This window comes from Treponema socranskii subsp. buccale, assembly GCF_024181585.1.
Classification (GTDB): Bacteria; Spirochaetota; Spirochaetia; order Treponematales; family Treponemataceae; genus Treponema_D; species Treponema_D buccale.
Genome location: NZ_CP054258.1, coordinates 1022279 through 1044631, shown reverse-complemented (window position 1 = coordinate 1044631; position 22353 = coordinate 1022279). Strand labels below are relative to the sequence as shown.

Genomic DNA, 22353 nt, shown 5'->3' with positions numbered 1-22353 from the left:
GTATGAGATCTCTTGCCGGCAGGACTGTCTTTGCCCCTAAGAGCGAACGCGGAGAAGTTTTCACCGCGTTCGATTATGAGAAAACCCTGCAAGCGCCTTATTTGATGTATTTTGAATAGACTTTTGCGACTTCGTCGACAACGGCTTTGACGTCGGCGTCGGCTTTCCACAGTTTATCCCATACCATGCGGGATTCGACTTGGATCTGCGTGTACAGCGCATGAGACGGAAGAACGCGGCCTGTCGCAATGGAATCGGCGACGGAAGCTTTCATCTGTTCGGGTTTGACGTTCGGATTGCTGCTCAAAAACGCAGCGGAGGCGAGCACCGATTTGCGTGCCGGCGGCCAAATGCCGGCCATACGCGCCGCACAACTTTCGCTTGTCATATAGGCGACAAGTTCCGACGCGAGGGCGGCCTTTTTGCCGCGCGCATTTGCGGCGATCGCAGCCTGTCCTATGACAGGGATATTGCCCTTGGGACCTGCAGGCATCGGTGCCATACCCCACGCAAAAGGCGCGGATACGAGCTTCGACACGCGGGAAACCTGTCCCACGGTCATAGCGGCGTTTCCGGCATAAAAATCGCTTTGATCTCCGGGCGGAACGACCGAGCGGTCTTTAAATACCATATTGTGAAAGAGCGAAATCGCTTTGACGCTTTCGGGAGTATTGATAAGCACTTTGTTTCCCTGCCACGCGTCTCCGCCGTATGAGCGGATTATCGGACAGAGATTGTGCAGTATGCGGTCGCCGTAACCGCCGCCGTCCACCGTTTGGTATGCCCACACACCCGTTTTGTCTTTGATCTGTTTGCACATCGTGCGGAAGTTTTCCCATGTCCATGTGCCGTCTTTAATCATTTGTTCGGGAGTTTTTACACCCGCTTTTTTTAACAAGTCGGCATTATAAAGAATAAAAAACGGAGAAGTGGAAAAGGGAACGGCGTAAACGGCTTTGCCGCTTTTCCACAATTCGAGCGCCGATTCGGAAAGGTCGTCGCGGTTGTACGAAGCGAGCGCGTTCGAAAGATTTGCAAGCGTCTTCGCGCGGATAAAGGCGGGAGCCGACGTTTCGAGAATCCAAAACACGTCAGGCGCCGCATTTCCCTGCAATTCGAGTGAAAGCTTCGCCGTATATTCGCCGAACGGAATCGTTTCGAAATCGGCTTTAATGGCGATACCTTTTTTTTGCGCAAACTCTTCGACGAACGAATTGAGCAGCGCGATTTGATCTTTGTTGCTCGTCCACGTCGTAATCTTCATCGTCACGGGAGCGCCTTTGGCACTCGTCGGACCAGCTGCAAAAGCTTGAGCGGCAGCGAAGGCGATGCAGAGCGCACCGAACACTTTTACGATTTTTTTCATAATGCCTCCATCGAAAATCGATACTATCATAATACCGCATAAAAAGCGATGTCAAGTTCGCGTTCAGTTCACAGAGCGATAATCAGCGAGCGGAAGAAAGGGAGCGCACAATCGCTTCGAGTGAATCCTTCCGTTTTTCGAATTCTCGCACGAGCTTTATCTGTGTGCGGGCGCGGTCGAGGTTGTGAGATTCACGGTCTGTCTTAAAATAGCGGTCGCCTTCGATATAGTCGGCGAGAAAGCGCATGCCGCATTCGAGCGTCATAATCTTTGCTCCTACAGGAAGCAGGCGAAGCTCATCTTCGGTGAGCGTACCGCGCGAGCCTGCGATATATCCCTCCGCACCGGCGCGAAAGAGGCCTTCGTCGAGACGCACCTTCGACAGATCCCTTTCGTCTTCGGCACCCGTACTCGCGCCGAAGCGTATCGCATCTCCGAAATCGAAACCCGCAAAACCCGGCATCACCGTATCCAAATCGATAACGCATAAACCTTTACGCGTCTCCCTGTCGAGGAGCACGTTATTGAGTTTCGCATCGTTGTGCGTCACGCGGAGGGGAAGGACGCCCGCGCCGTATGCGTCGGCGTATACGCGCATATCGTCTTCGTGCGAAATATAAAAATCGATTTCGTCCCGAACGGATGCCGCTCTGCCGCACGCGTCGCGCTTTACCGTATCGATAAAATCGCGGTAGCGCTTCGGCGTGTCGTGAAAAGCGGGAATCGTTTCATGCAGTGAGGCTGCCGGAAAATCGGAGAGAAGATATTGAAATGTGCCGAACGCATAAGAGGCGTTGTAAAAATCGGCTTCGCTTTGCGCGGCATCTATACTCAGCGCGTCTTCGATAAAGCGATACGCCCTCCAGCACGCGCCTTTTTTGCTTCGGGTATAGAGAGCACCCTCTTTATTTTTAATAAAGGTCATCGCTTCACGCGACGCGTCTCCTCCGTTTTTAATAATTTTTTCTGCAAGGAACGAAGTAACGCGCCAGATATTGTCCATGAGCGCGTCAACGTCTTTGAATACGTCGGTATTGATACGCTGCACGATATAACGATTTTCTTTTCCGCCGTTGTCATAGGTTGCAAAAAAAGTGTCGTTGATGTGGCCGCTTCCGAAGCGGACGCACGAGCGGCAGATTCCGGAAAACGGATAGGATGAGAGGATATCGCGTATTTCCGTATTCGCTTTTTCGCTGGTCATAAGGACTCCCATAAAAACTTTTGCAGGATGTTTCGACATCCGAAAAAGTTTTTAGCCGTGCGCGTAAGCGCACACGTTGAATAGTCGAGTTTGCGAAATACGGTATATCATATCTATTCTGTTTTTATCAAAACGATACACATACACTTCTTCTGCAAACATCCGTGCAAACTCGAGATAAAAAGCGACGGCGATATTTCAGACGGCGCTTTTTATCGTACCTCCTTTCGACCGCTCGATCCGCCGGAAGACTTCATGCTGAAATCGAGGCAAAAGGGAGGCGGCGAAGCGTGCATTCTGCTCCAAATATCGGCGAGAGGGGATTCACTTTCGCGGATATTCGCAAAGTTGCGGGAAAGCGTTTTGTACGCTTCATCTTTTTTTCCGAGCGATGCGCATGCCCTGCCGTACGCGATAACAAGAGAGTCGCTGTTTTTCCACGCATCGGGAAGCGAGCTATAGAGTTCGATCGCTTTTTCATAGCGTTCCGTTTGCACGAGGAGGGCTGCATATTCTTCGGCGACGGAGACGTCCGCGTAAAATCCTGCAGCCCGGGAAGCGCGCTCATAATGCGAAAGCGCTCCGGCAATATCGTTTTTGAAAAGCGCAAGCTGCGCGAGATTTCTCTGCGTCCACGCGGTGCTGCACGCTTTTTCGGCATCGAGCCAACACGATGCGGCACCTTTTTCATCACCGTTTTCCATTTTCATAACGCCCAAGTGATAGAATGCATTCCACGGGGGCATCTCTTTCGAAGCGGCTATGTATGCTTCGAGCAGGCGCTGCCATTTTCTCCCCGTCATAAATTGACCCGGACCGTCTTCGGGGGCGCGATACGGAAAGCTTTCTTCCGTAAGCAAAAGCCGCCACTGGTTTTGCTTGCCCGAAAAACAAAAGGCCGCAGACGGCGGTATATCGCTTTCGCCCTGCATCATCCGCCGCTCTTTTTCGAGCGCGCCCCATTCTCCCGCATCGAAAAGCGTTTTTGCAATCGGAAGATCGGCTTCAGCCGCATAGGATGCGTCGAGCAAATCGAGCTTTGACGTGTCGATCGAATCGCGTACGCTGCGCTCGACGGCGCTCGCGGCGAGGTTCCAATCGTTCGATGCGGCATCGCTTGCCGATACGCAAAGAAGTCCGAAAGCCTGCGTCCACTCCCACCTGTCGCGCGGGGGCATACTGACGCCGTGGAGCTGCGTCTGCGAAAGCCCCGCCTGTATTTCAAAGTAGCGGCAGTCGGCAGTTTCCTCTTCTCCTTCGCGTGCGCCAAGCGACGTTTCGGCTTCCCCTGCGAGAAAGCTCCCCCAATGCCTCCCGCCGCGGCAGTTTCCCCAGCAAAACATTTTCCGGTATGAAAGCTCTCCGGTCGAAACATCGAATAAACCCGCACCGTCTTTTTCGAGGGCTGCTTCCCACGGATGGGATTCGTCGGTACAGTTAAAAAAGTATTCGCTCGAAAAAGGAATGCGCGCAGGATAGGACAGGTCGATGTCGGGAGCTATGGGAAAAAACGGCATGCGGCCGTAACCGAAAGTCGGTCTGCCGTTTTGATCATCCGGCGTCTTATACAGGGCATGACGGGAAGAAGCGAATACGCGGGACGATTCCGTCTGCGACACTGCGATATTCGTCCAATAATAAACGGAAAGCGGCTCGTCGTTTATGTTGAAGATAACCGGATGCGCGTACAGAAAGCGCGAGGATGGGGGAAGATGAAAATCGATTTGCCAAAAAAAATCTTTACACCGCTCATACGAATACATGCGCAAAAATTCTTCACCGTCCGATGCGCGCACCGACGCAAAGCCGACAGTCGAACAGGTTGTAAACGCGTGCCCGTACTGCCCCACATTCCATTCGATGCCGCCTGAAAACCACGCATTGCGTATGGCGAGATTTGCCGGCTGGAGCACTTCGTTTTTATACAAAAGCTCGCGCCCCTCCGTTTTATCGACGAGCGACCAAAGCCGCCCTCCCCAATCGGGAAGAAATTCCGCTTTTATAAAATCGTTTTCCATGACGATCGTGCGGATATCGCATTCCTTTCTGTTACGGTCGTATCTGTCCTGCACCGTATACGGCAAAACCCGATACCCGCACGAAAAGCCCGCTCCGCTCGAGCAAAAGGGCGGCGTGCCTTTCAGAAACTCGACGTGCATATCGTGTTCGCGCGAACGGAAATGCGGCAACGGGTTTTCCCCCTGTAAAAGCGCGGCGGATATTTTTTCGGTCGAAACGTATATCATAACGATAAATCCCTTACCGGTCAGCCCTTGATCGCACCGCTCGTAACTCCGGCGATCACCCGTTCGGAGAGGAACAGGTACAAAATAAACGTCGGCAAAAATACGATGACGACGCTTGCAAACATACCGCCCCAATCGCCCGTATAGCGCATCGACTGAATCATATTGTAGAGCCCGACGGCGACGGGACGCACGGCGGTTCTGTTTGCGAATATGAGCGACATAAAATATTCGTTCCACACGGTGATAAAATTAAAGATGCTCACCGTAACGATGCCCGGCTGTGCAAGCGGAAAGATGATAATCCAAAACGCCGCTATCGGATTGCAGCCGTCTATAGCCGCAGCCTCTTCGTACGAGGGACTTAAATTTCTGAAAAAGGCGGAAAGATAAAACACACCGAACGGAATGTTCATCGCCGTATACAAAAAAATGATAAGGATCCGGTTGTTTGTCAAATGCAGCTGCGACACGAGGCCGAACAGCGGCATGATAACCATGATGAGCGGTATACCGAGCCCCGCAGCGAACATATTCTGCAGCAGCGCGTTTCCTTTGAATTTAAAACGGGACAGCACATAGGCTGCGGGTGCGGAAATGACGACGATCGCCGTGCAGGATGCGAGCGTGTACAAAAGCGAGTTCATAAAAAACACCGAAACCCTTTGCGTGCTCCACGCTTTTACGTAATTGTCGAAATGAAAACCGCTTACGAATTTGAACATGTGATCGGAGAAAATCTCCTGCGACGTCGAAAAAGAGGCGAACACTACCCAGCCGATGAGGATAAACGTAAACAAAACCCAAAGCCCTACCAGCGTGTATCCTGCAGCAACGGAATACCGTTTTCCGACATTAGACTTAACCATATGCTTTTTATTAAATTCCGGCATCGTATCGCCTCCCCTATACTTCCGTGTCGTCGTTTTTAACGATGCGGCTTGTCAACAAAAACACGACGATAACGATGAGCATCATGATAATGCCGATAGCCGCGCCCGCACCGGTATCACGCGCCGTGTTCGCCGCAGATGAAGAGCCGAACACGAGTTCGTACATATAATTCATCGGAGCGACGGTATCGTTCGAAAGATTTACCGGACTGAACAGCTGCCCCCACACGAAAAAACCGACGGTATACACCGTCCACATGACGAGGTTCGTGCGTGCGACGCCGCGCAAAAACGGAACGGTTATGTGGATAAAACGCTGCCAGCCGTTGCATCCGTCGAGCAGCGCCGCTTCGTAATAATCGCGCGGGATCTGTTCGATACCGCTCATAAAGATGAGCATGTGATAGCCGACCATACCGAAACAGTATGCGACGAGCATGCTCCAAAACAGGTTTCCCGGCCCCGTCCACAATATCTTTTCCGCTCCTTCCAAAATGCCGATTTTATGCAATACCGTGTACAGCAAACCGTAATCCGGATTGTAGATGTAATTGATCCACATCGTTCCCATCGCGACGGCGCTCACGACATTCGGAAGATATATGGCGCTTCTGAAAAACGATTTTGCGCGTATGCCGCTCGACAGGATAAAAGCGAAGAGCAAACTCATGAACATCGTACCGAGCCCGCCGATACACCAAATGCGCGCGATATTGTACATCGACTGCAAAAAAATAGGAGTCGAAAATAATTTTTTATAATTACCGAAACCGAAAAATTTCCATGTCGAAACGGAATCCGAAATACTTTCGATACGGAAAAAACTCATGACGAAGGTTCTGATTGTCGGATATAAAAAGAAAAGCATGTAGCATATAAGCGCCGGAGTTAAAAACACGGCGATCATCGTTTTATTTTTTTTGAGCATCGCAAAATTATCCTGGCAAAAAATACTTTGAGGTCGACGCCGGATATCCCCTTCGTGATCGCTCGACGCCTTCCCCTGATTTCTGCGATGTTTAAGATAAGTCGTTGAGGATAGCGACTAATCTTAAACTCGACGGGCTGTCTCAAAAGGCGATTGCTTTTTCGACAGCCCCATACTTTTATCGAATTACATTTTCAAAATCGATATCCGTTTTGTTATTTTGTCATCGCATCCGCAAAGGACTGCGCCGTATGCGTACCGACGATGAGCTTTGCAAAATTTTCTTTTATTCTTGCGTTTATGTCGGGGCTGTCTTCCATACCGCACGCATACGGGAAGCGCTTCGTCGTCGAATCGACGATAACTTTCGCATCGGCGAGCTGCATCGGCCACTCCGAATCGTTTGCAACGGGGATACCGATGCTTTCGGAGGCAAGTCTTTCATCCCATTTTCCCGTCGTCATATAGACGATAAAGCGGAAGGCTTCTTCGGCGTGCTTCGAATCTTTATTGATGCCGAAACTTTGTGCTCCGAAATTGTTCGCTTCCGTACCGTCGCCCGTCGGCGCAATTGCCGGCCATGCAAATTCTCCCCAGTTCATATCGGGCGCATTCCCTTTGATTTCATTCGGAAGCCATGTACCGTTGAGATACATCGCGGCCTTTCCCGTCGCAATATCTTCAACCTGTCCCGCAGGAAAAATATTCGATGCGGCTTTCGGAATGATATAGCCCTTTTTCGCCATGTTTTCCCAAATCTTTCCGAACTCAAGCACTTGCGGTCCGGTAAAATCGTTGTTTTTTACCATCGCAAGCGCGGCGTCTTTACCGACAAGCCTGTCCATGCAGTAGCCGAACAGAGCCGCCATATATGCGTCGTCGACGGTGATACCGTATACGCCGATCGCTTTCAACTTTGCGCACGCGTCGAGCATTTCATCCCATGTTGCAGGCGGAGAAGCGATGCCGGCTTTTGCAAAGAGGTCTTTGTTGTACAGAGTGACGAATGCCGACGGCTGGTACGGAATGTTTTTTACCGTACCGTCGCTCAAATCGCGAACGACGGAAAGCAGCATCGTATTGACGACATCCTTATACGCTTTGCCGCCCGTCGTCGGATAGCTTTTATCGATAAATGAATCCAGCGGTAAAAGGTATTTTCCCCATGACTTGGCGACTCGTTCGATATCTTCATCGAAAAGGTCGATCGTTTCTCCCGCGTCGAGCGCCGGTTGAAGCGTTTTTCTGATTTCCCTGCCGTTGAAATTGACGTCAATTTTGATGCCCGTTTCTTTTTCGAATTCCCGAGCCGCTTCGGCGATGACTTGCCCCTGCGGCTCCGCTTCGTTCCACATGCTCCAATACACAAGCTTTTCGTTTTTTTTGCCGCCGCAGCTTATAAAAAGCGCCGCGCACACAAAAATCGCACATACCGCTGCAATCGATTTTTTCATACATCCCCCTATTGCAAATCCTTAAAATTCGTGCCGGAATCAACGACTTCCACACAACACGACAGAAAACGTCGATATTCGAAGATACCGTATCGATAAAAGTGTATCATGTGAATTTCCCGTTGTATTTGCACAATACGGTGTAAAATTTGTTATTTTCGGAAAATCGATGTATAATCGAGTCATGAATACCGACAACACCGCATACTATACGCCGTTTTATCCGCAAAAATTGATTTCGATCGATGCGATCGTAACGGTTCATTATTTCGAATACCGAAGTACGTTTTCGTTTGCGGGAGAGCGTCACGATTTTTGGGAACTCGTCTGCGTCGACAAGGGCGAAATCGAAATATACGACGGAAAAGCATGGTCGATTCTTCGCCGCGGGCAGATCAGATTTCACAAGCCGAACGAATTCCATGCGCTGAAAGCGAACGGTATCGTTTCCCCGAACGTCATCGTCATTTCGTTTATCTGCGCGTCTTGTGCGATTGATTTTTTCAGAGACAAAACGCTTTCATATACGCAAAGCGAACAATCGCTGCTCGCCGAAATCATCGCGCACGCGAGGAATTTGTTTAACACGCCGCTCGACGATCCCTATGTGCCGAAGATGGAAGCGCGGACGGACGCTCTCCCGTGGGAAGCACAGCTCGTCGTAAGTAATCTCGAACTGCTGTTACTGTCGCTCTATCGGACGCATACCGAATACGCACCTGCCAAAAAGACACGCGTGAGCTCTTACGCACGCTTATCGTACGAAGACGAAATCGTCAAAGCGACGCTCGATTATTTTATGAAAAATATGTTTCGGATGCTCCGTTCCGACGAAGTCTGCGGAGTCGTACATGTCAGCTACGATTTACTCAAAAGCATTTTTTCCAAAAGGTTCGGCTGCGGCCCGATGAAATACTTTATGCGTATGCGCATCGATGAAATAAAGACGCTCATACGCAATTCGGTTATGAACGTTTCGGAACTCGCATCGCATTTCGGCTATTCGTCGATCCATTATCTTTCGCGCCAGTTTAAAAACGAAACGGGTATGTCGCCGACGGAATATGCGACATCGATTAAAGCGAAAACGGAAAAGAAATTCGGCTGAGCGTACCGTTTCAGCACCGTCCCGAGTGCACAGAGAGCCATCAATACGCTTCGATGCTCTCGTACACCGCCGTGTACCCTGCCTGCTTCCCGTTCCTGCCGAACGGTTTTACATCGTTTCGAGAAGCTCCATGCACTCCATATACATACGAGGAATGTGGAACGGTCCCTTATACATATTGCCTTTGACGTCGGTGGAAAGAGTGCCGTCGCGGTGAAAATAGCCGAAACATTCGCCGTATGTTTTGTCGGGGAAACGCTCGTGAAAATAATTATGCATGAGGACAAAGCGCTTTCGATATTCGGCGTCTCCGGTGATCTTATACGCGTACAGCGATGCGATCAATGCTTCGCACTGCGGCCACCAGAATTTCATATCGTGCCAATATTCGTTTCCGCTCTTTCCCTCGATGTCGCGGAAGTAGATGATGCCGCCGTATTTTTTATCCCAGCCGCGAGTCCACATCCAGTCGAACATTCGTACGCCGAGCGTTTTAAGCTTTTCGTCGCCGCGTAAAATCCCCTCTTTCATGATAAACCACGCGCCTTCGATCGCGTGTCCGGGATTGAGCAATCTGCCTTCGAAGTGTTCGCTCTGCACGCTCCCGTCGAGTGCGCACTGTTCAAGCACCGCCTGCAAGTCGGGACGGATAAAATACGTTTGAATCTCTTTTAAAAGCGCATCGATTTTTTTTTCACAAAACGATTTTTTTGCATTCGCTGCGAGACGGAGCTCGGAAAGCGTATTGAGCAAAATCATCGGCTCGCCGAAAGAACGTGCGCTCCGCGTTTTCGCATCGAACTTCGGAACGAGGACGCCGCTTTTTTTTATCGCTTCGATTCTATTGAAATAGGAAAACGCTTTTTCTTCGCAGTCGGCATTTTTTGCCGCACGCGCAAAAGCCGCAAAACCGATCGCGGCAAAGGTTTCGCTGAAATAATAGCGGATCCGTTTTATGACGGGCTTTCCGTCTTTTGCAACGCGGAAATACATACGCCCGTCGCTTTTATCCGTACCGAAACGTTCGATAAAATCCGAAAGCGAGCGGCACGCATCGATATATTCTTCACGTATTTCTCCGCGCGAGGCAAGCATTTCATAGGCACGTGCAAATGTCCACAGCGCGCGTCCCTGGAACCATATCGATTTATCCGTTTCGATGACGTTTCCTTTACGGTCGAGTCCCGTGCAGATGCCGCCGTACGTTTTATCGATACCGTGCAAAAGCCAAAATTCGAGCACATCGTTTACGAGAGTATCTTTGTATTCGGCCGCGAGAGCTGCGGGAGAAAATCTGTTCGTTATACGTTTTGTCACGGCACTATCCGCCTCGAGCGGCGAAGCCGCTCATAAAAATTACAGAATCGAATCTATTACGCAAAAAGCGATTTGATTTCCTTTGCGTAGATCTTCGTGATCTTATAGCGCATCATTTCGCCTTTTGCGTTGACTTCTTTGCCTGTTTCAAAACTGTTCGGAAGCAGTACGAAGCGGTTGATCCGCTCGCAGGTGCGGAAGCCCGTCTTTTCGTTTACGCGGCGTTCGATCTCTTCGCGGAAAAACATCTGCACTTCGTTCGATTCGAGAAGGCTTTCCCACGAACTGTACATGACTAGCGTTGTGTTCGCCCATTCGATGAGCGCGTCTTTTGCCGGAACGATGAGCGCTGCGATGTATTTTTTATCCTGCCCAACGATCATAACGCGTTCGATGTAGGGACTGTTCAAAAGAGAGGCTTCGATAACCGAGGGCTCGATATTTTCTCCGCCGAGCAATACGATCGTATCTTTTGCGCGGCCGGTGATTTTGATTTCGTTGTCCTGCGTCATCATGCCGATGTCGCCCGTGTTGAGCCAGCCGTCTTTATCGATAACCTGAGCCGTCAAATCGGGACGCTCGTAGTAGCCTTTCATGATTTGGCGGCCTCTCGCTTCGACGATACCTTTTTTGCCGGGCGGAAGCGCTTCGGTACCGAGAGAGCCGTCTTCGTTGATCGAAACGACGCGCACTTCGGCCGCAGGAAAGACGACGCCGACGCAGCCCGAACGCGGCTTTAAAGGATTGCGTACCGAAAGAACGGGAGCCGCTTCGGTAATGCCGTAGCCTTCGAGGAGATTGAAACCGATCGCATGGTAGAACGAATCGATATCGCTTTGCAGCGCCCCTCCTCCGGAAATCGCCGCGACCATGTGACCGCCGAGCACTGCGCGGATCTTTTTAAAGACGACGACTTTGCAAATCCCGTACCACGGGGCGAGCAGGATAAACGGAACGATGCCGTATAAAACGTCGAAGATGCGCGTGCCGTTTCTGTAGCGGCACACGCGGCCTCTCACGCGGTCGCTCGCCCACGAAAACGCTTTTCCGATTTTGATCGCAAGGTTGAACGAAAACTGCGTAACGCTGTTTTCTTTTTTCATCTGGCGGAAAATACCGTTTGCAAGCGATTCCCACAGGCGGGGGACACCGCACATCCACGTCGGATGAACTTTCGCCATATCGGAAAGCATGATAGCGGCCGACGGTTTCGAATACGCGATGCTGCTTTTGAGCGCGACGATAAAATATTGAAACGCGCGCTCGAAACTGTGCCATACGGGAAGTACCGACAGCCAGATGTCTTCATCCTTCGTCGTCGGAAGGGCGAGCTTTACCGCTTCGCACTGCGCGATATAGTTGTCGTGCGTAAGCATAACGCCTTTGGGAGTCCCTGTCGTTCCCGACGTAAAGATGATCGTCGCCGTTTCGTCGGCGCCCGTTTTATCCATTTCAGCTTCAACCGCTTTTCGCTCTTTTTCGGAAGCGTGGCGTCCTTTATCCTCAAGATCGATGTATTTCCAAATTTTGATTTCGCGCGCTTTCGCCTGTTTTTTTATCTCATCGTCCGTAGGCGAATCGATGAGGATAACGGTTTTCAGAGTCGGCACGTCCGTTCCGCAATCGAAGAGCTTTTGCAGCTGCTTTTGATTTTCAAAAATACAGATTTCGCATTTGACGAAATTCAATATAAAAGCCATTTCGGTTCCCGTCGAATCGAGCCCGCGGGGAATATCGGTTGCGCCGAGAGACAAAATCGCGTGATCGAGGATAAACCATTCGCGCCGATTGTCGCACATGAGGCCGATAAAAGCTCCGCGCGTTACGCCGATCTTTTGCAGCGCACACGCCGTTTCGACGACGCGGTTGTAAACGCGCTTGTAACTGTAGTGCTCGTATTCGCCGACTTCGTTTTTTACGATCTGCAGCGTATAGTCGGGATAAGCTTCGGCACGCGCGCGAAGCAAAAGCGGTATATTATGCGGCAGCTTTTCCGCCGCATCTTTTTCAAAAAGCGATTTAATCTTTTCAATCGTTTTACTCGTGTTCATCGGTTACTCCCATAAAAACTTTTGCAGATGCTTGCAGCGAAATTCCAAGCAAAGTGCAAGTTCCGAAAAAGTTTTTAGACGTGCGCCCGAACGGATATACCGTCCGCAAAAGCGCGTTTATGTGATTTTTTTTATTCTGACAAAAACGGTTGATTGTGTCAAGAATGATAGTTTTTTGTAATTATTTTATAAAAAAAATATGTCCAAAGTTGTTTTTTTCTCTAAAATCTTATATACTCTATAAGTATAAGTTTCTTATAACAATATACAATAAGAGGAAAAAATATGAACAAACTATGCACACACAAAAAAATTGCCGTACCGACTGCGGTATTCGCACTTGCCGCAGCGCTCATCCTTAGCGCATGTGCCAATCCGTCGGACAGTTCGAACGGAAACGGAGGTACACCCGAAACGCCGAAATATGAAATAAAATTTAAAACTGCCGCTTCGGTCGGAAAAATCATTGCAAAACTTGACAACGGAACCGAAATCAATAATGGCGATACGGTGGAAAAAGGACAAACCGTAACTTTTACGGCGGAAGTTACCGTAGCCTCTCCGAAATATCTCATTGCAGGGTGGCTGCAAGGCGGCGAACCCATAGCGGAAGCCGGAATAGAACGTTCTTACAGTATTATTATAACAAAGCCGGTTGACATTTCGGTCGTCTTCGAAAAAGCGCAACAGATCACGATAAAAGGCGATGAGCGCGTAGAGACCTCTTCAATCGATATACCGGAAAATACGGTATGGAAAGTGATAAAATCCGATGTATCGAAAAAATTGCAATTAAAGAGCGGATATCAAGCCGACGACTACGGAATTTACGAATGGAAAATAGCAGACAAAAACGGCGAAGCTATAACGGATGATCGTAAGCTTGCCGCAGGCGACACCGTCTACGCCGTTACGAATTATACGAAGTTTAATATTGACGCCGGCGCGCTTAAAGGCTATACGGGAGGCAAGCCGAAAGGAAATATAATTCTGCCGAGCGATATTACGAAAATCGATGAAAACGCTTTTAAAGAGTGTACCGAATTAACGGGAACATTGGATTTATCTAAATGCGTAAATTTGACCTTAATCAGGTATAACGCCTTTTATAAGTGCAGCGGTTTAACAGGATTGATTTTACCCGAAAATCTTACGACTATTGACATAAATGCTTTTGCCGAATGTGAAAATCTTACGGGAAAATTAAATCTGCCGGAAAGTCTCAAATCCGTTAACGACTATGCATTTAATAACTGCAAGAAATTAAACGGAGAACTCTCATTACCCCAAAATTTGGAAACTATCGGTAAGCTTGCTTTTAAGTTTTGTAACGGTATTACTTCGGTAAAAATACGTTCCGCTAAATTGAAGCTTATCGGAGAACAAGCTTTTGTTAATATGAAGCCCGGCATTCCTTTTACCGTTAAAACAGATGAGGTAAAAGGAATGCTTGAAAACAGCAACAGCAATATCACCGGCACACAAATAACGGTAGACTCCTCCATCTAAACCGCAGGTCCCGCTTTACGCGGGGAGAAGCCTGTTTACGCGGGGAGCGGCTGTTCGACACGGCGCTTCGGCGCTTTATGAACGCGAAACAAAACCGTTTCGTACAATTCAAACTGTTTCCGCACAGCGTTCTATGCGTTGTGCGGAAAGCCGCTTTAAATCTTCACCGTATTTTTTTATCAAAAGAGACGCTTTATCGTTTTCGCTTTCACAGCGCTTGAGTATTTCGAAAAGCGGAACGAGCACAAAGGCTCTTTCGCGCATTCTCGGGTGCGGAATCGTAAGAGTTTCGTCGTCAATTTCCATGTCGCCGAAAAGTTCGATATCGATGTCGAGGGAACGAGGTCCGAAGCGTACTTCTTTTTTCCGGTTGCGTCCGTACTTCGCTTCAATCTTGTGAATTTCGGCAAGGAGATCGTGCGGCGTAAGTCCTTCGCGGACGGCGCCTTGCACGACCATATTGTAAAAATCGCTTTGATCGGCAATGTAGAGCGCCTGTGTACGGTACAGCGAAGAAGCGGCAAACGAAACGAAAAGCGGGCGCAGTTCATTGCACGCAGCTTTTACGATATCGATCGGCGGCATGGAGCGGTACGGCATATTCGAGCCGATGCCGAGCGTCGCTTCACGCAATCAAAAAAGCTCCTCTTCGTTCGCAGCGGGTTTTGCACCCGCCTTCCCCCCGTCGCTTTTTTTCGCATCGGCGGCAGGGCGAGCATCCGCTTTTTGTGCGGCGGGTTTTGCCGCATCGGATTTTACGTCGGCTTTTCCCGCATCGCTCTTTGCCGCGCCGTCTTTCATCTTGAGCGCTTGCCCGGGAAACAGTTCGGCGCGCAATTTTTTTTCGATGTTTGCGGCATACTCTTTATTCGTTTCGAGGAACTGCACCGCGTTTTCTTTTCCCTGTCCGATTTTATCGTCTCCCGCCGAATACCACGCGCCTCTCTTTTCGATGAGACCGTGCTTTACCGCGGAATCAAGCAGGCTCGCCGCCGCGGACACGCCTTTTCCGAAATAGATGTCGAGTTCGACTTTGCGGAACGGAGGAGCGACTTTGTTTTTGACGACTTTTACGCGCACGCGGTTTCCCATCGCTTCTTCATCGCCCTTCCCTTCGATCGATTCGATGCGGCGGATTTCGAGGCGCACCGACGAATAAAATTTAAGCGCGTTGCCGCCCGTCGTCGTTTCGGGATTTCCGAACATGATGCCGATCTTCATGCGGATCTGGTTGATAAACACAAGGATCGCGTTCGACTTGCCGATGATCGCCGTAAGCTTTCTGAGCGCTTGGCTCATAAGGCGCGCCTGCAAACCCATGTGGCTGTCGCCCATATCGCCTTCGATTTCGGCCTGCGGAGTCAAAGCTGCGACCGAGTCGATGACGATGATATCGACCGCACCCGAGCGGATCAAATCCTCTGCGATTTCAAGCGCCTGTTCTCCCGTATCCGGCTGCGATACCCAAAGGTCGTCGATATTGACGCCGAGGCTTTTCGCATACTGAGGATCGAGGGCGTGCTCCGCGTCGATAAAAGCTGCGATGCCGCCGAGCTTTTGCGCTTCGGCGATCGCGTGGAGAGCGAGCGTCGTCTTTCCCGAAGACTCAGGTCCGTACATTTCGATGATACGCCCGCGAGGATAGCCTCCGATGCCGAGCGCTTCGTCAAGCAAAATCGAACCGGACGGAACCACGTCGAAACCCGCAGTGTCCGCTTTCGTGCCGAGCTTCATCAGAGAACCCGCGCCGTATTGCTTTTCGATCTGGAGCCGAGCGGCTTCCAAAGCCTTTAATTTTTCCGACTTATCCGCCATCTGGTTTACAGCTGCCGTTGCCATTACACACCTTCCTTTATCAATTTTTTTCCGCACCGCTTTCGCACAAAACGGGGCGCCGCAAAACTCGGACAGGCTCCAAAAACCGAATCGATTTTTTAGAGCTGCCCTCTATAATATCGCCGAAACTTTGCCATTTTACGCGGAAATCACATAAAAAACTACAGTCTACGGCGTTTCGAGAAAATCCTTTACGCTTTGATACACCGACCGTCCTTCCAGATTCATCTTTCCGTTTTCGAATACGATCTTTCCGAGCACTTTCACCGGAAGCGAGCTCGTAATTCCCGGATCGGATTGGAATTGCACCGGAACGATGCCGACGACTTTTTCCATCGTTTCGTAGCCGACAAGCAAATCGAAACGGTATGAAGTACCCTGCACGGCGGCATTTGAAACGCGCCCCGACCATGAGGCATAGCAGTCTTCGTAGAGCACGGGATTTTTCACCGCATCTTCATACGAGGGATTGTCGGTAATCGTGTCGAAAGTCGGAGGCGAAAGATAACTCATCAAAACGCGCGCTTTTTGTTTGATCGAAAGCGATGCGTTCGAATGTAAAATCCGGTTGATTTCGATCTGCGCCGCGTTGTCGCGGTAAGCTTGAAAATAGCGCTGAGAGCGCGCATAGCTTTCGGTTATCTCTTTGTTCGACAGGATAAACGCATAGGCGGAAGACGCCATATCCTTTTCCTGCGCGTATTTCGCTTCGTCGGAAGAAAGTGCGAGTGCCGACAAGTCCGCCCGCTCGCCCTGAGGCGAAGCGCGAGGTGTGCGGATAATGAGCAGAGCGAAAAGAACGCCGAGAACACAGGCAGCCGCGGGAACGGCAATTCCTAAAATCTTTCCGATATTCATGCCGATCGGCGGATAAAACCGTTCGATCTTTCCGTTGTCGATCCATCGGCAAATCGTATCGTAGTCGCCCTGCGTACGGATAAATTCGAGCGCATTTTTTGCGATTTTATTTTCGGGATCGCCGTCGAGCACTTCCAGATAATACTGCAGCGCGCGATCGGTATTGCCGCGGCGCAAAAAAAGCGCGGCTTGTCCCAAAAGCAAGCCCGTATCGGTGAGTTTTATCTCCCGCGCCTTTTGATAATACATCGAAGCCGTACCCGCGTCCCCCGCATAGAGGCACGCATTTGCGAGCAAAATGTAATAAGCAAAATTACCTTCGTAGATTTCGCTCCGCCCTTCGAGGAGTTTTATTGCAGACGGAAAATCCCTGCGCGAGAGCATTTTGGAAGCGACATCGAGAACATCGCGCGGCATAGTCTTACTGCCGCCTCAGCTGCGCGAGAATCACATCGAGCTCGGCGTTAAGCTCGGCAAGTTCATCCGCATCCGCATCGTAATCGCTCAAAGCATATATTCTTTGCAAAAGAGATGTAACGTATGCTTTGTTGAGTTTCCATTCGGGAACCGCCCTCTCGTCCGCAATCTTCGTTCCCGCATCATCGGACGGAAGCGTTTTATCGAAAGAAGCGATATACGCATCTCCCTTGGGTACGCCCCCGTCGGCGGAAAGCGCGATATAAAAAATAACGGCCGCTTCCGCTCCGCTTTCGAGCGTCGTTTCCGGCCAATGTACGGCGAGAGCGGAATTGTTGTAGGAAGTCACGCTGTCGAAAGAACGCGAAGGAACGAAAAGCGGACGCCGCATCGGCAGAGAAAGCAAATCTTTATTGCCGAGCGTCACCGATTCTATCTTTGTCGTATCCGCACCGTACAATAAAAACTGCACGGCGGCTCCCTGCCCTTGCGACAAAATCCAGCGGGATGCGCTCATATCGTAAAACTGCGTTTCGGAATTGATCGATTGTATATTTGCCGTCGAAAAATGTTTTTGCGTCTTTTCTCCGAGCACCGTGTCGAATACGCCCTCGAGCGCAAAGGTGTTCCGCTTTTTTCCTTTATTGACGACGGAAATGCGCACTTTTACGATATCGTCGAAATCGCTTCCGGGTGATTTCACAAACGAAAAATCGATCACGGCGTCCGCAATTTTATTAATTTTGTATACGAGCGACGCTTTGTCGGCGTTCAGAGCCGCACCCGTTGCGCCTCCTCCCGACGCGCTTAAACGATATTCTTTTTTTCCGGCAAAAAGCGAAAAATACGTAGATGTAAAAGCATCCGCTCCCGAAAAAACCGCCGTTTCCTTTCCGTCCGCGCTTCGGGCGTAAATCTGAAAAGTTCCCTTTTCGCCCCGAAGCACGAGCTTGACGCATCCTGAAGATACGGTGACGGTCTTCGCTTCAGGCCCCTCTTTTGCAAAAATATTTCCGGACAGGGATACAATGAAGCAGACTACAAAGGCGGCGGCGCGCAAAAAAAATCGTCTTTTCACTGTGTACCCTCCCTCATCAGCGCTTCTGCTTCCTTCGCTTTCGCTTTGAGGCGGAGTACGCGTTCGTTCGCTTCGGCTTTTTGGGCGGCAAGTTTATTTTGCAAATCGGAAACTTCGGTATGCAAGCGTTCGTTTTCCGCAGCAAGCGCTTCGTTTTTTTTCTGCAGATCGGCCGCTTTTTTTTCGCTTCCGGAAGAAGTGATGCTTACCGTATCGTACATGTGCAGCTGCTTTTCGTAATCTTCTTTTGCCGCCAAATACGCTTCTCCCGTTTTTTTCAGGAGGTACAATAATTTTTCTTCGCGTGTGCGCTGAGCGATCACTTCGATGCGCTGCTCGGCCGCCTTCGCTTTTGCATCCGACGGAAATTCGTTTACGATGCGTCTGTAAAGGACGAGCGCTTCATCGTAATTATAGCCGGCATAAAACGATTCGGCGATCCAAAAGAGAGACGACGCATACATTTCGTGATCGGCATATTGGTGACAAAAATCGCTCAAAAGTAAAACGGATTTTTCGTACTCACCGAGATAAAAAAATGCGCGTCCTTTTTGATATTGCACATAGGGCTCGTATATACCGCCCTGAAAATTCCTAAGATAATAATCGCAGTCGGCGACGGCTTCCGCGTATGCACCCGAATACATTTCAGCCGCGATGAGCATATAGCGCGTTTCGCCCGTATCATTTTCAGGATAGGTCGAAGCTTGGCGGAGCGAAATCATCGCCGAATACCAATCGCCCGATTTAAATGCGGTACAGCCCTGAGTGAAAGCGGCTTGCCCTTCACGGGATGCGGGAAAAAGCGCCGCCGCGCAAAAAACGAGAGCGGCAACTGCGGATGCAAAACGTTTTACGCTCGCAATCATACACACTCCAAATCGAACTCGCCTTTAAAAAACGCGGAACCCGACACGACGATATCGGCGCCCGCACCGATGACCAGGGGCGCCGTCGCTTTATTGACGCCGCCGTCGACGGAAATATCGAATGAAAGATTTTTTTCTTTTTTGATTGCAGCGAGCTCTTCGATTTTGTGAATACACGACGGAATAAAGGTTTGACCGCCGAAGCCGGGATTTACCGTCATGACGAGCACGAGGTCGACAAAGGGCAAAATCTCGGAAAGTGCGGAAACGGGTGTCGAAGGTACGAAAGCGATGCCCGCCTTTTTCCCGAGCGATTTTATATACTCGACGAGGCGATGAACGTGAATCGTCCCTTCGATATGAAACGTAATCCAATCGGCGCCGCAATCGACAAAAGAATCGACTTGCCTCTCGGGATGTTCAACCATGAGGTGTACATCGAAAGGCAGCTTCGTGCACGGTCTGAGAGAAGCGATAACCGGCTGCCCGTACGAAATTTGCGGCACAAAGCTTCCGTCCATCACGTCGATGTGCACGGAAGAAGCGCGTTTTTGTTCGATCAATTTGAACGCCGCTTCCAAATGTGCAAAATCGGCCGAAAGCAGCGACGGAGAAAGCCTAATCGTACTCATTTTATTCAGTATACCGAAATACGGCTAAGCTGTCTATTATCGATAATTATTCCTCCGGCTGATGCGAGGTAATTTACAAAATCCGCCGTTCATACTACTATGCTCCTATGATCGGAATCGTCGATTACAATGCGGGCAATATCAAAAGCGTCGAACACGCCCTCGAATCGCTGGGCTTTCCGTTTACGGTTTCCAAGCGTCCGAGCGAACTCGCGCACTGCAGCCGTCTCATCGTTCCGGGAGTCGGAGAAGCCGCTTATGCGATGCACGAGCTTTCGCGTACGGGCTTCGATTCTTTTTTAAAAGATTGGAGCGGTGCGAAAAAACCGATCCTCGGCATCTGTCTCGGCTCGCAGATCATCTTCGATTATTCCGAAGAAGGAGATACCGCCTGTCTCGGTCTCGTCAAAGGGAAAATTATTAAATTTTCATCGCTGTGGCAAGCCTCGCACGACGAAGTGCCGCGCCTCAAAGTGCCGCACATGGGATGGAACGATTTGACGTATGCAAACGGCGCTTCTCCCCTCCTTGACGGCGTCGCAGAGCACTCCGATTTTTATTTCGTACACTCCTATGTCATGCAGAGCGAGGATGCTTCCGTCGTCAAAGCTTACACGAACTACGGCGGCATCGTTCCCGCAGTCGTCGAAAGCGGCAGCGTCGCGGCTTTTCAATTTCATCCGGAAAAATCCGGAGCGCCCGGGCTTCGGCTCCTTGCAAATTACTGCCGCGGAGATGTGCCATGCTGAAAAAACGGATCATCGTCTGCCTCGACGTTAAAGACGGGCGTACGACAAAGGGTATCAAATTTCAAAACAACCGCGATATCGGAGACCCCGTTGCGATGTCCGCAGAATACTGGCGACAAGGCGCGGACGAACTCGTCTTTTACGATATCATGGCGTCGGCAAACGGGAGAGGCCCCATACTCGACCTCGTCGCGCGCGTTGCACGCGAAGTGTTTATTCCCTTTTGTGTCGGAGGCGGCATCGCGACGATCGACGACATACGCTCGACAATCCTTGCAGGAGCGGAAAAAGTGAGTCTCAATTCGCAAGCGGTAAAAAATCCCGACCTTATCCGGGAAGGCGCCCGCGTTTTCGGAAATCAGTGCATCGTACTCGGCATGGACGCTTCGCACGACGAGGCGATGCCGAGCGGCTACCGCGTATTCATCAACGGCGGAAGGACGAAGACGGATTTGGATGCAAAAGAATGGGCGCAAAAAGCCGTTTCGCTCGGAGCGGGCGAAATCGTTTTAAACGCGATCGATACCGACGGCGTACAAAACGGCTACGAACTTTCGCTCACGCGCATGATTTCCGAAAGCGTTTCCGTTCCGGTCATCGCATCGGGCGGCGCGGGATGCGTGCAGCACATCGCCGATGCGTTTACGGAAGGAAAAGCAGACGCGGCGCTCATCGCAACGATGGTGCATTCGGGAAACTATACGATCGCCCGCATCAAACGGGAACTCGATGCGCAGCATATTCCGGTGAGGTTATAATGAGCACACCCCGATGGCATGAACCGACTCCTGAGGACGCCGAACAATTATTTTTGGCGGCGTGCGGCGAAGACCTCATGAGCAGTACCGATTCGTACGCAAACATCATCTTATACCGCAAAAAATATAAAACGCAAGTGTGCTATTGCGGAGGAATCGTTTTGCGAAAATACGGTGCGCTCGAAGCGCCCGAACGCGATATCGCATCGACTCGAACGCTCTACGGTTTTCCGCTCGGAAAGGGCGATATGCGCAAAACGATCGATTTTTTAACAAAAGACGCCGAACAAAACGGCATGCCGCTCGCCTTCCCGCTTCTTACCGACAGACAAAAATTATATCTCGAAACGAAGATGCCGAACCGATTTACTTTTACCGAGCGGAGAGCCGACAGCGATTATCTTTATTTAACGAAATCCCTTGCCGAGCTTCCGGGCGGCAAATATCACAAAAAGAAAAATCACATTTCGCAGTTTATGAGAAAGCACCCCGATACGGAGTACCGCCCCCTTTCAAAAGAACTCGCTCCCGATGCGCTTTCGGTCGAAAACGAGTGGTTTAAAGCAAACGGCGGAGACGGCGACTACGACAAAGAAATCGAATCGGAAATTATTAAAGAAGCGCTCGATCTCTTCGATGAATTGAATCTTTCAGGCGGAATTTTATATGCCGACGGAAAGCCGGTCGCCATGACAATCGCTTCGGCCGTTACGGGATATACTGCAGACGTCCACTTTGAAAAGGCCGTACCCGAATACGATCGGGACGGCGCCTATGCGGTGATTAACAGGGAATTGGCAAAAGCGATGATACGATTCGATTATTTAAATCGGGAAGAAGATTTGGGAATCGAAGGATTGCGCAAAGCGAAACTTTCGTATCACCCCGATATACTTTTGGCAAAGTGGAGAGCCGAACAGTAAAAATTTCAAGGAAGCAAAACATGACGACATTCACATTTCATAATTTACCGATTTCCTCATGAATTATTCACACGAAGCGAAAAAGGCAACACGATAACGATGTTCGCGGCTTTTGACGATGAGACAAAAAAGATAACCGTTGTCGGAAAACAAAAAA

19 protein-coding genes are annotated in these 22353 nt (G+C 50.1%); 5 read left to right on the top strand and 14 right to left on the bottom strand.

Translation table 11 applies throughout. The features are described from left to right. Positions 1-97: 97 nt before the first annotated feature. From HRI97_RS04570 to HRI97_RS04545, 6 genes are all read right to left on the bottom strand, one after another. The gene (locus tag HRI97_RS04570) at positions 98-1366 is read right to left on the bottom strand and encodes an ABC transporter substrate-binding protein (protein ID WP_253726931.1); all 1269 of its coding nucleotides are present in this window, start codon (positions 1364-1366) and stop codon (positions 98-100) included. A gap of 82 nt (positions 1367-1448) precedes the next feature. Further along, on the bottom strand, positions 1449-2570 hold the full coding sequence (locus HRI97_RS04565; protein ID WP_253726929.1) for a phosphotransferase enzyme family protein: 1122 nt from the start codon (positions 2568-2570) through the stop codon (positions 1449-1451). Positions 2571-2782: 212 nt separating this feature from the next. After that, complete coding sequence (locus tag HRI97_RS04560; RefSeq protein ID WP_253726927.1) at positions 2783-4816, bottom strand: DUF5107 domain-containing protein; 2034 nt, start codon at positions 4814-4816, stop codon at positions 2783-2785. Between the two features lie 20 nt (positions 4817-4836). Further along, positions 4837-5685, bottom strand: coding sequence for a carbohydrate ABC transporter permease (locus HRI97_RS04555; RefSeq protein WP_252722080.1), 849 nt, complete (start codon positions 5683-5685; stop codon positions 4837-4839). A gap of 37 nt (positions 5686-5722) precedes the next feature. Continuing rightward, on the bottom strand, positions 5723-6637 hold the full coding sequence (locus tag HRI97_RS04550) for a carbohydrate ABC transporter permease (RefSeq protein ID WP_253726925.1): 915 nt from the start codon (positions 6635-6637) through the stop codon (positions 5723-5725). A gap of 215 nt (positions 6638-6852) precedes the next feature. Then, a complete protein-coding gene (locus HRI97_RS04545; RefSeq protein WP_253726923.1) occupies positions 6853-8091 on the bottom strand; it encodes an ABC transporter substrate-binding protein in 1239 nt (412 codons plus the stop codon). A gap of 184 nt (positions 8092-8275) precedes the next feature. Here HRI97_RS04545 and HRI97_RS04540 point away from each other — a divergent pair, with 184 nt between their 5' ends. Beyond that, complete coding sequence (locus HRI97_RS04540) at positions 8276-9199, top strand: AraC family transcriptional regulator (protein WP_253726921.1); 924 nt, start codon at positions 8276-8278, stop codon at positions 9197-9199. Positions 9200-9307: 108 nt separating this feature from the next. On the opposite strand, the gene HRI97_RS04535 is transcribed toward HRI97_RS04540, so the two are convergent. After that, positions 9308-10516 (bottom strand): AGE family epimerase/isomerase, encoded by a 1209-nt coding sequence (locus tag HRI97_RS04535; RefSeq protein ID WP_197927098.1) that lies wholly within the window; start codon positions 10514-10516, stop codon positions 9308-9310. A 56-nt stretch (positions 10517-10572) separates the two neighbouring features. Continuing rightward, positions 10573-12567 (bottom strand): AMP-dependent synthetase/ligase, encoded by a 1995-nt coding sequence (locus tag HRI97_RS04530; RefSeq protein WP_253726919.1) that lies wholly within the window; start codon positions 12565-12567, stop codon positions 10573-10575. 285 nt (positions 12568-12852) lie between these two features. Between HRI97_RS04530 and HRI97_RS04525 the strand changes: the two genes are divergently transcribed. Further along, on the top strand, positions 12853-14076 hold the full coding sequence (locus HRI97_RS04525; RefSeq protein WP_253726917.1) for a leucine-rich repeat domain-containing protein: 1224 nt from the start codon (positions 12853-12855) through the stop codon (positions 14074-14076). A 108-nt stretch (positions 14077-14184) separates the two neighbouring features. On the opposite strand, the gene folK is transcribed toward HRI97_RS04525, so the two are convergent. From folK to rpe, 6 genes are all read right to left on the bottom strand, one after another. Further along, on the bottom strand, positions 14185-14709 hold the full coding sequence (folK, locus tag HRI97_RS04520) for a 2-amino-4-hydroxy-6-hydroxymethyldihydropteridine diphosphokinase (protein ID WP_253726915.1): 525 nt from the start codon (positions 14707-14709) through the stop codon (positions 14185-14187). Next, complete coding sequence (gene recA, locus HRI97_RS04515) at positions 14710-15915, bottom strand: recombinase RecA (RefSeq protein WP_301338905.1); 1206 nt, start codon at positions 15913-15915, stop codon at positions 14710-14712. A 165-nt stretch (positions 15916-16080) separates the two neighbouring features. After that, complete coding sequence (locus tag HRI97_RS04510) at positions 16081-17187, bottom strand: tetratricopeptide repeat protein (protein ID WP_253726913.1); 1107 nt, start codon at positions 17185-17187, stop codon at positions 16081-16083. Between the two features lie 4 nt (positions 17188-17191). Next, a complete protein-coding gene (locus tag HRI97_RS04505; protein WP_253726911.1) occupies positions 17192-18265 on the bottom strand; it encodes a hypothetical protein in 1074 nt (357 codons plus the stop codon). Further along, positions 18262-19134: a tetratricopeptide repeat protein gene (locus tag HRI97_RS04500; protein WP_253726909.1), complete on the bottom strand. Its 873-nt coding sequence runs from the start codon at positions 19132-19134 to the stop codon at positions 18262-18264. Before HRI97_RS04500 ends, HRI97_RS04505 begins: the two co-directional genes overlap by 4 nt. Beyond that, on the bottom strand, positions 19131-19766 hold the full coding sequence (gene rpe, locus HRI97_RS04495) for a ribulose-phosphate 3-epimerase (protein ID WP_253726907.1): 636 nt from the start codon (positions 19764-19766) through the stop codon (positions 19131-19133). Before rpe ends, HRI97_RS04500 begins: the two co-directional genes overlap by 4 nt. A gap of 107 nt (positions 19767-19873) precedes the next feature. On the opposite strand from rpe, the gene hisH reads away from it, so the two are divergent. From hisH to HRI97_RS04480, 3 genes are read left to right on the top strand one after another with little or no spacing between them, the layout of a single operon-like run. Continuing rightward, positions 19874-20515, top strand: coding sequence for an imidazole glycerol phosphate synthase subunit HisH (hisH, locus tag HRI97_RS04490; protein WP_253726905.1), 642 nt, complete (start codon positions 19874-19876; stop codon positions 20513-20515). Continuing rightward, the gene (hisF, locus tag HRI97_RS04485; protein ID WP_253726903.1) at positions 20509-21273 is read left to right on the top strand and encodes an imidazole glycerol phosphate synthase subunit HisF; all 765 of its coding nucleotides are present in this window, start codon (positions 20509-20511) and stop codon (positions 21271-21273) included. Before hisH ends, hisF begins: the two co-directional genes overlap by 7 nt. Beyond that, a complete protein-coding gene (locus HRI97_RS04480; protein ID WP_253726901.1) occupies positions 21273-22196 on the top strand; it encodes a DUF2156 domain-containing protein in 924 nt (307 codons plus the stop codon). The genes hisF and HRI97_RS04480 overlap by 1 nt, the downstream gene beginning before the upstream one ends. Positions 22197-22353 lie beyond the last annotated feature (157 nt).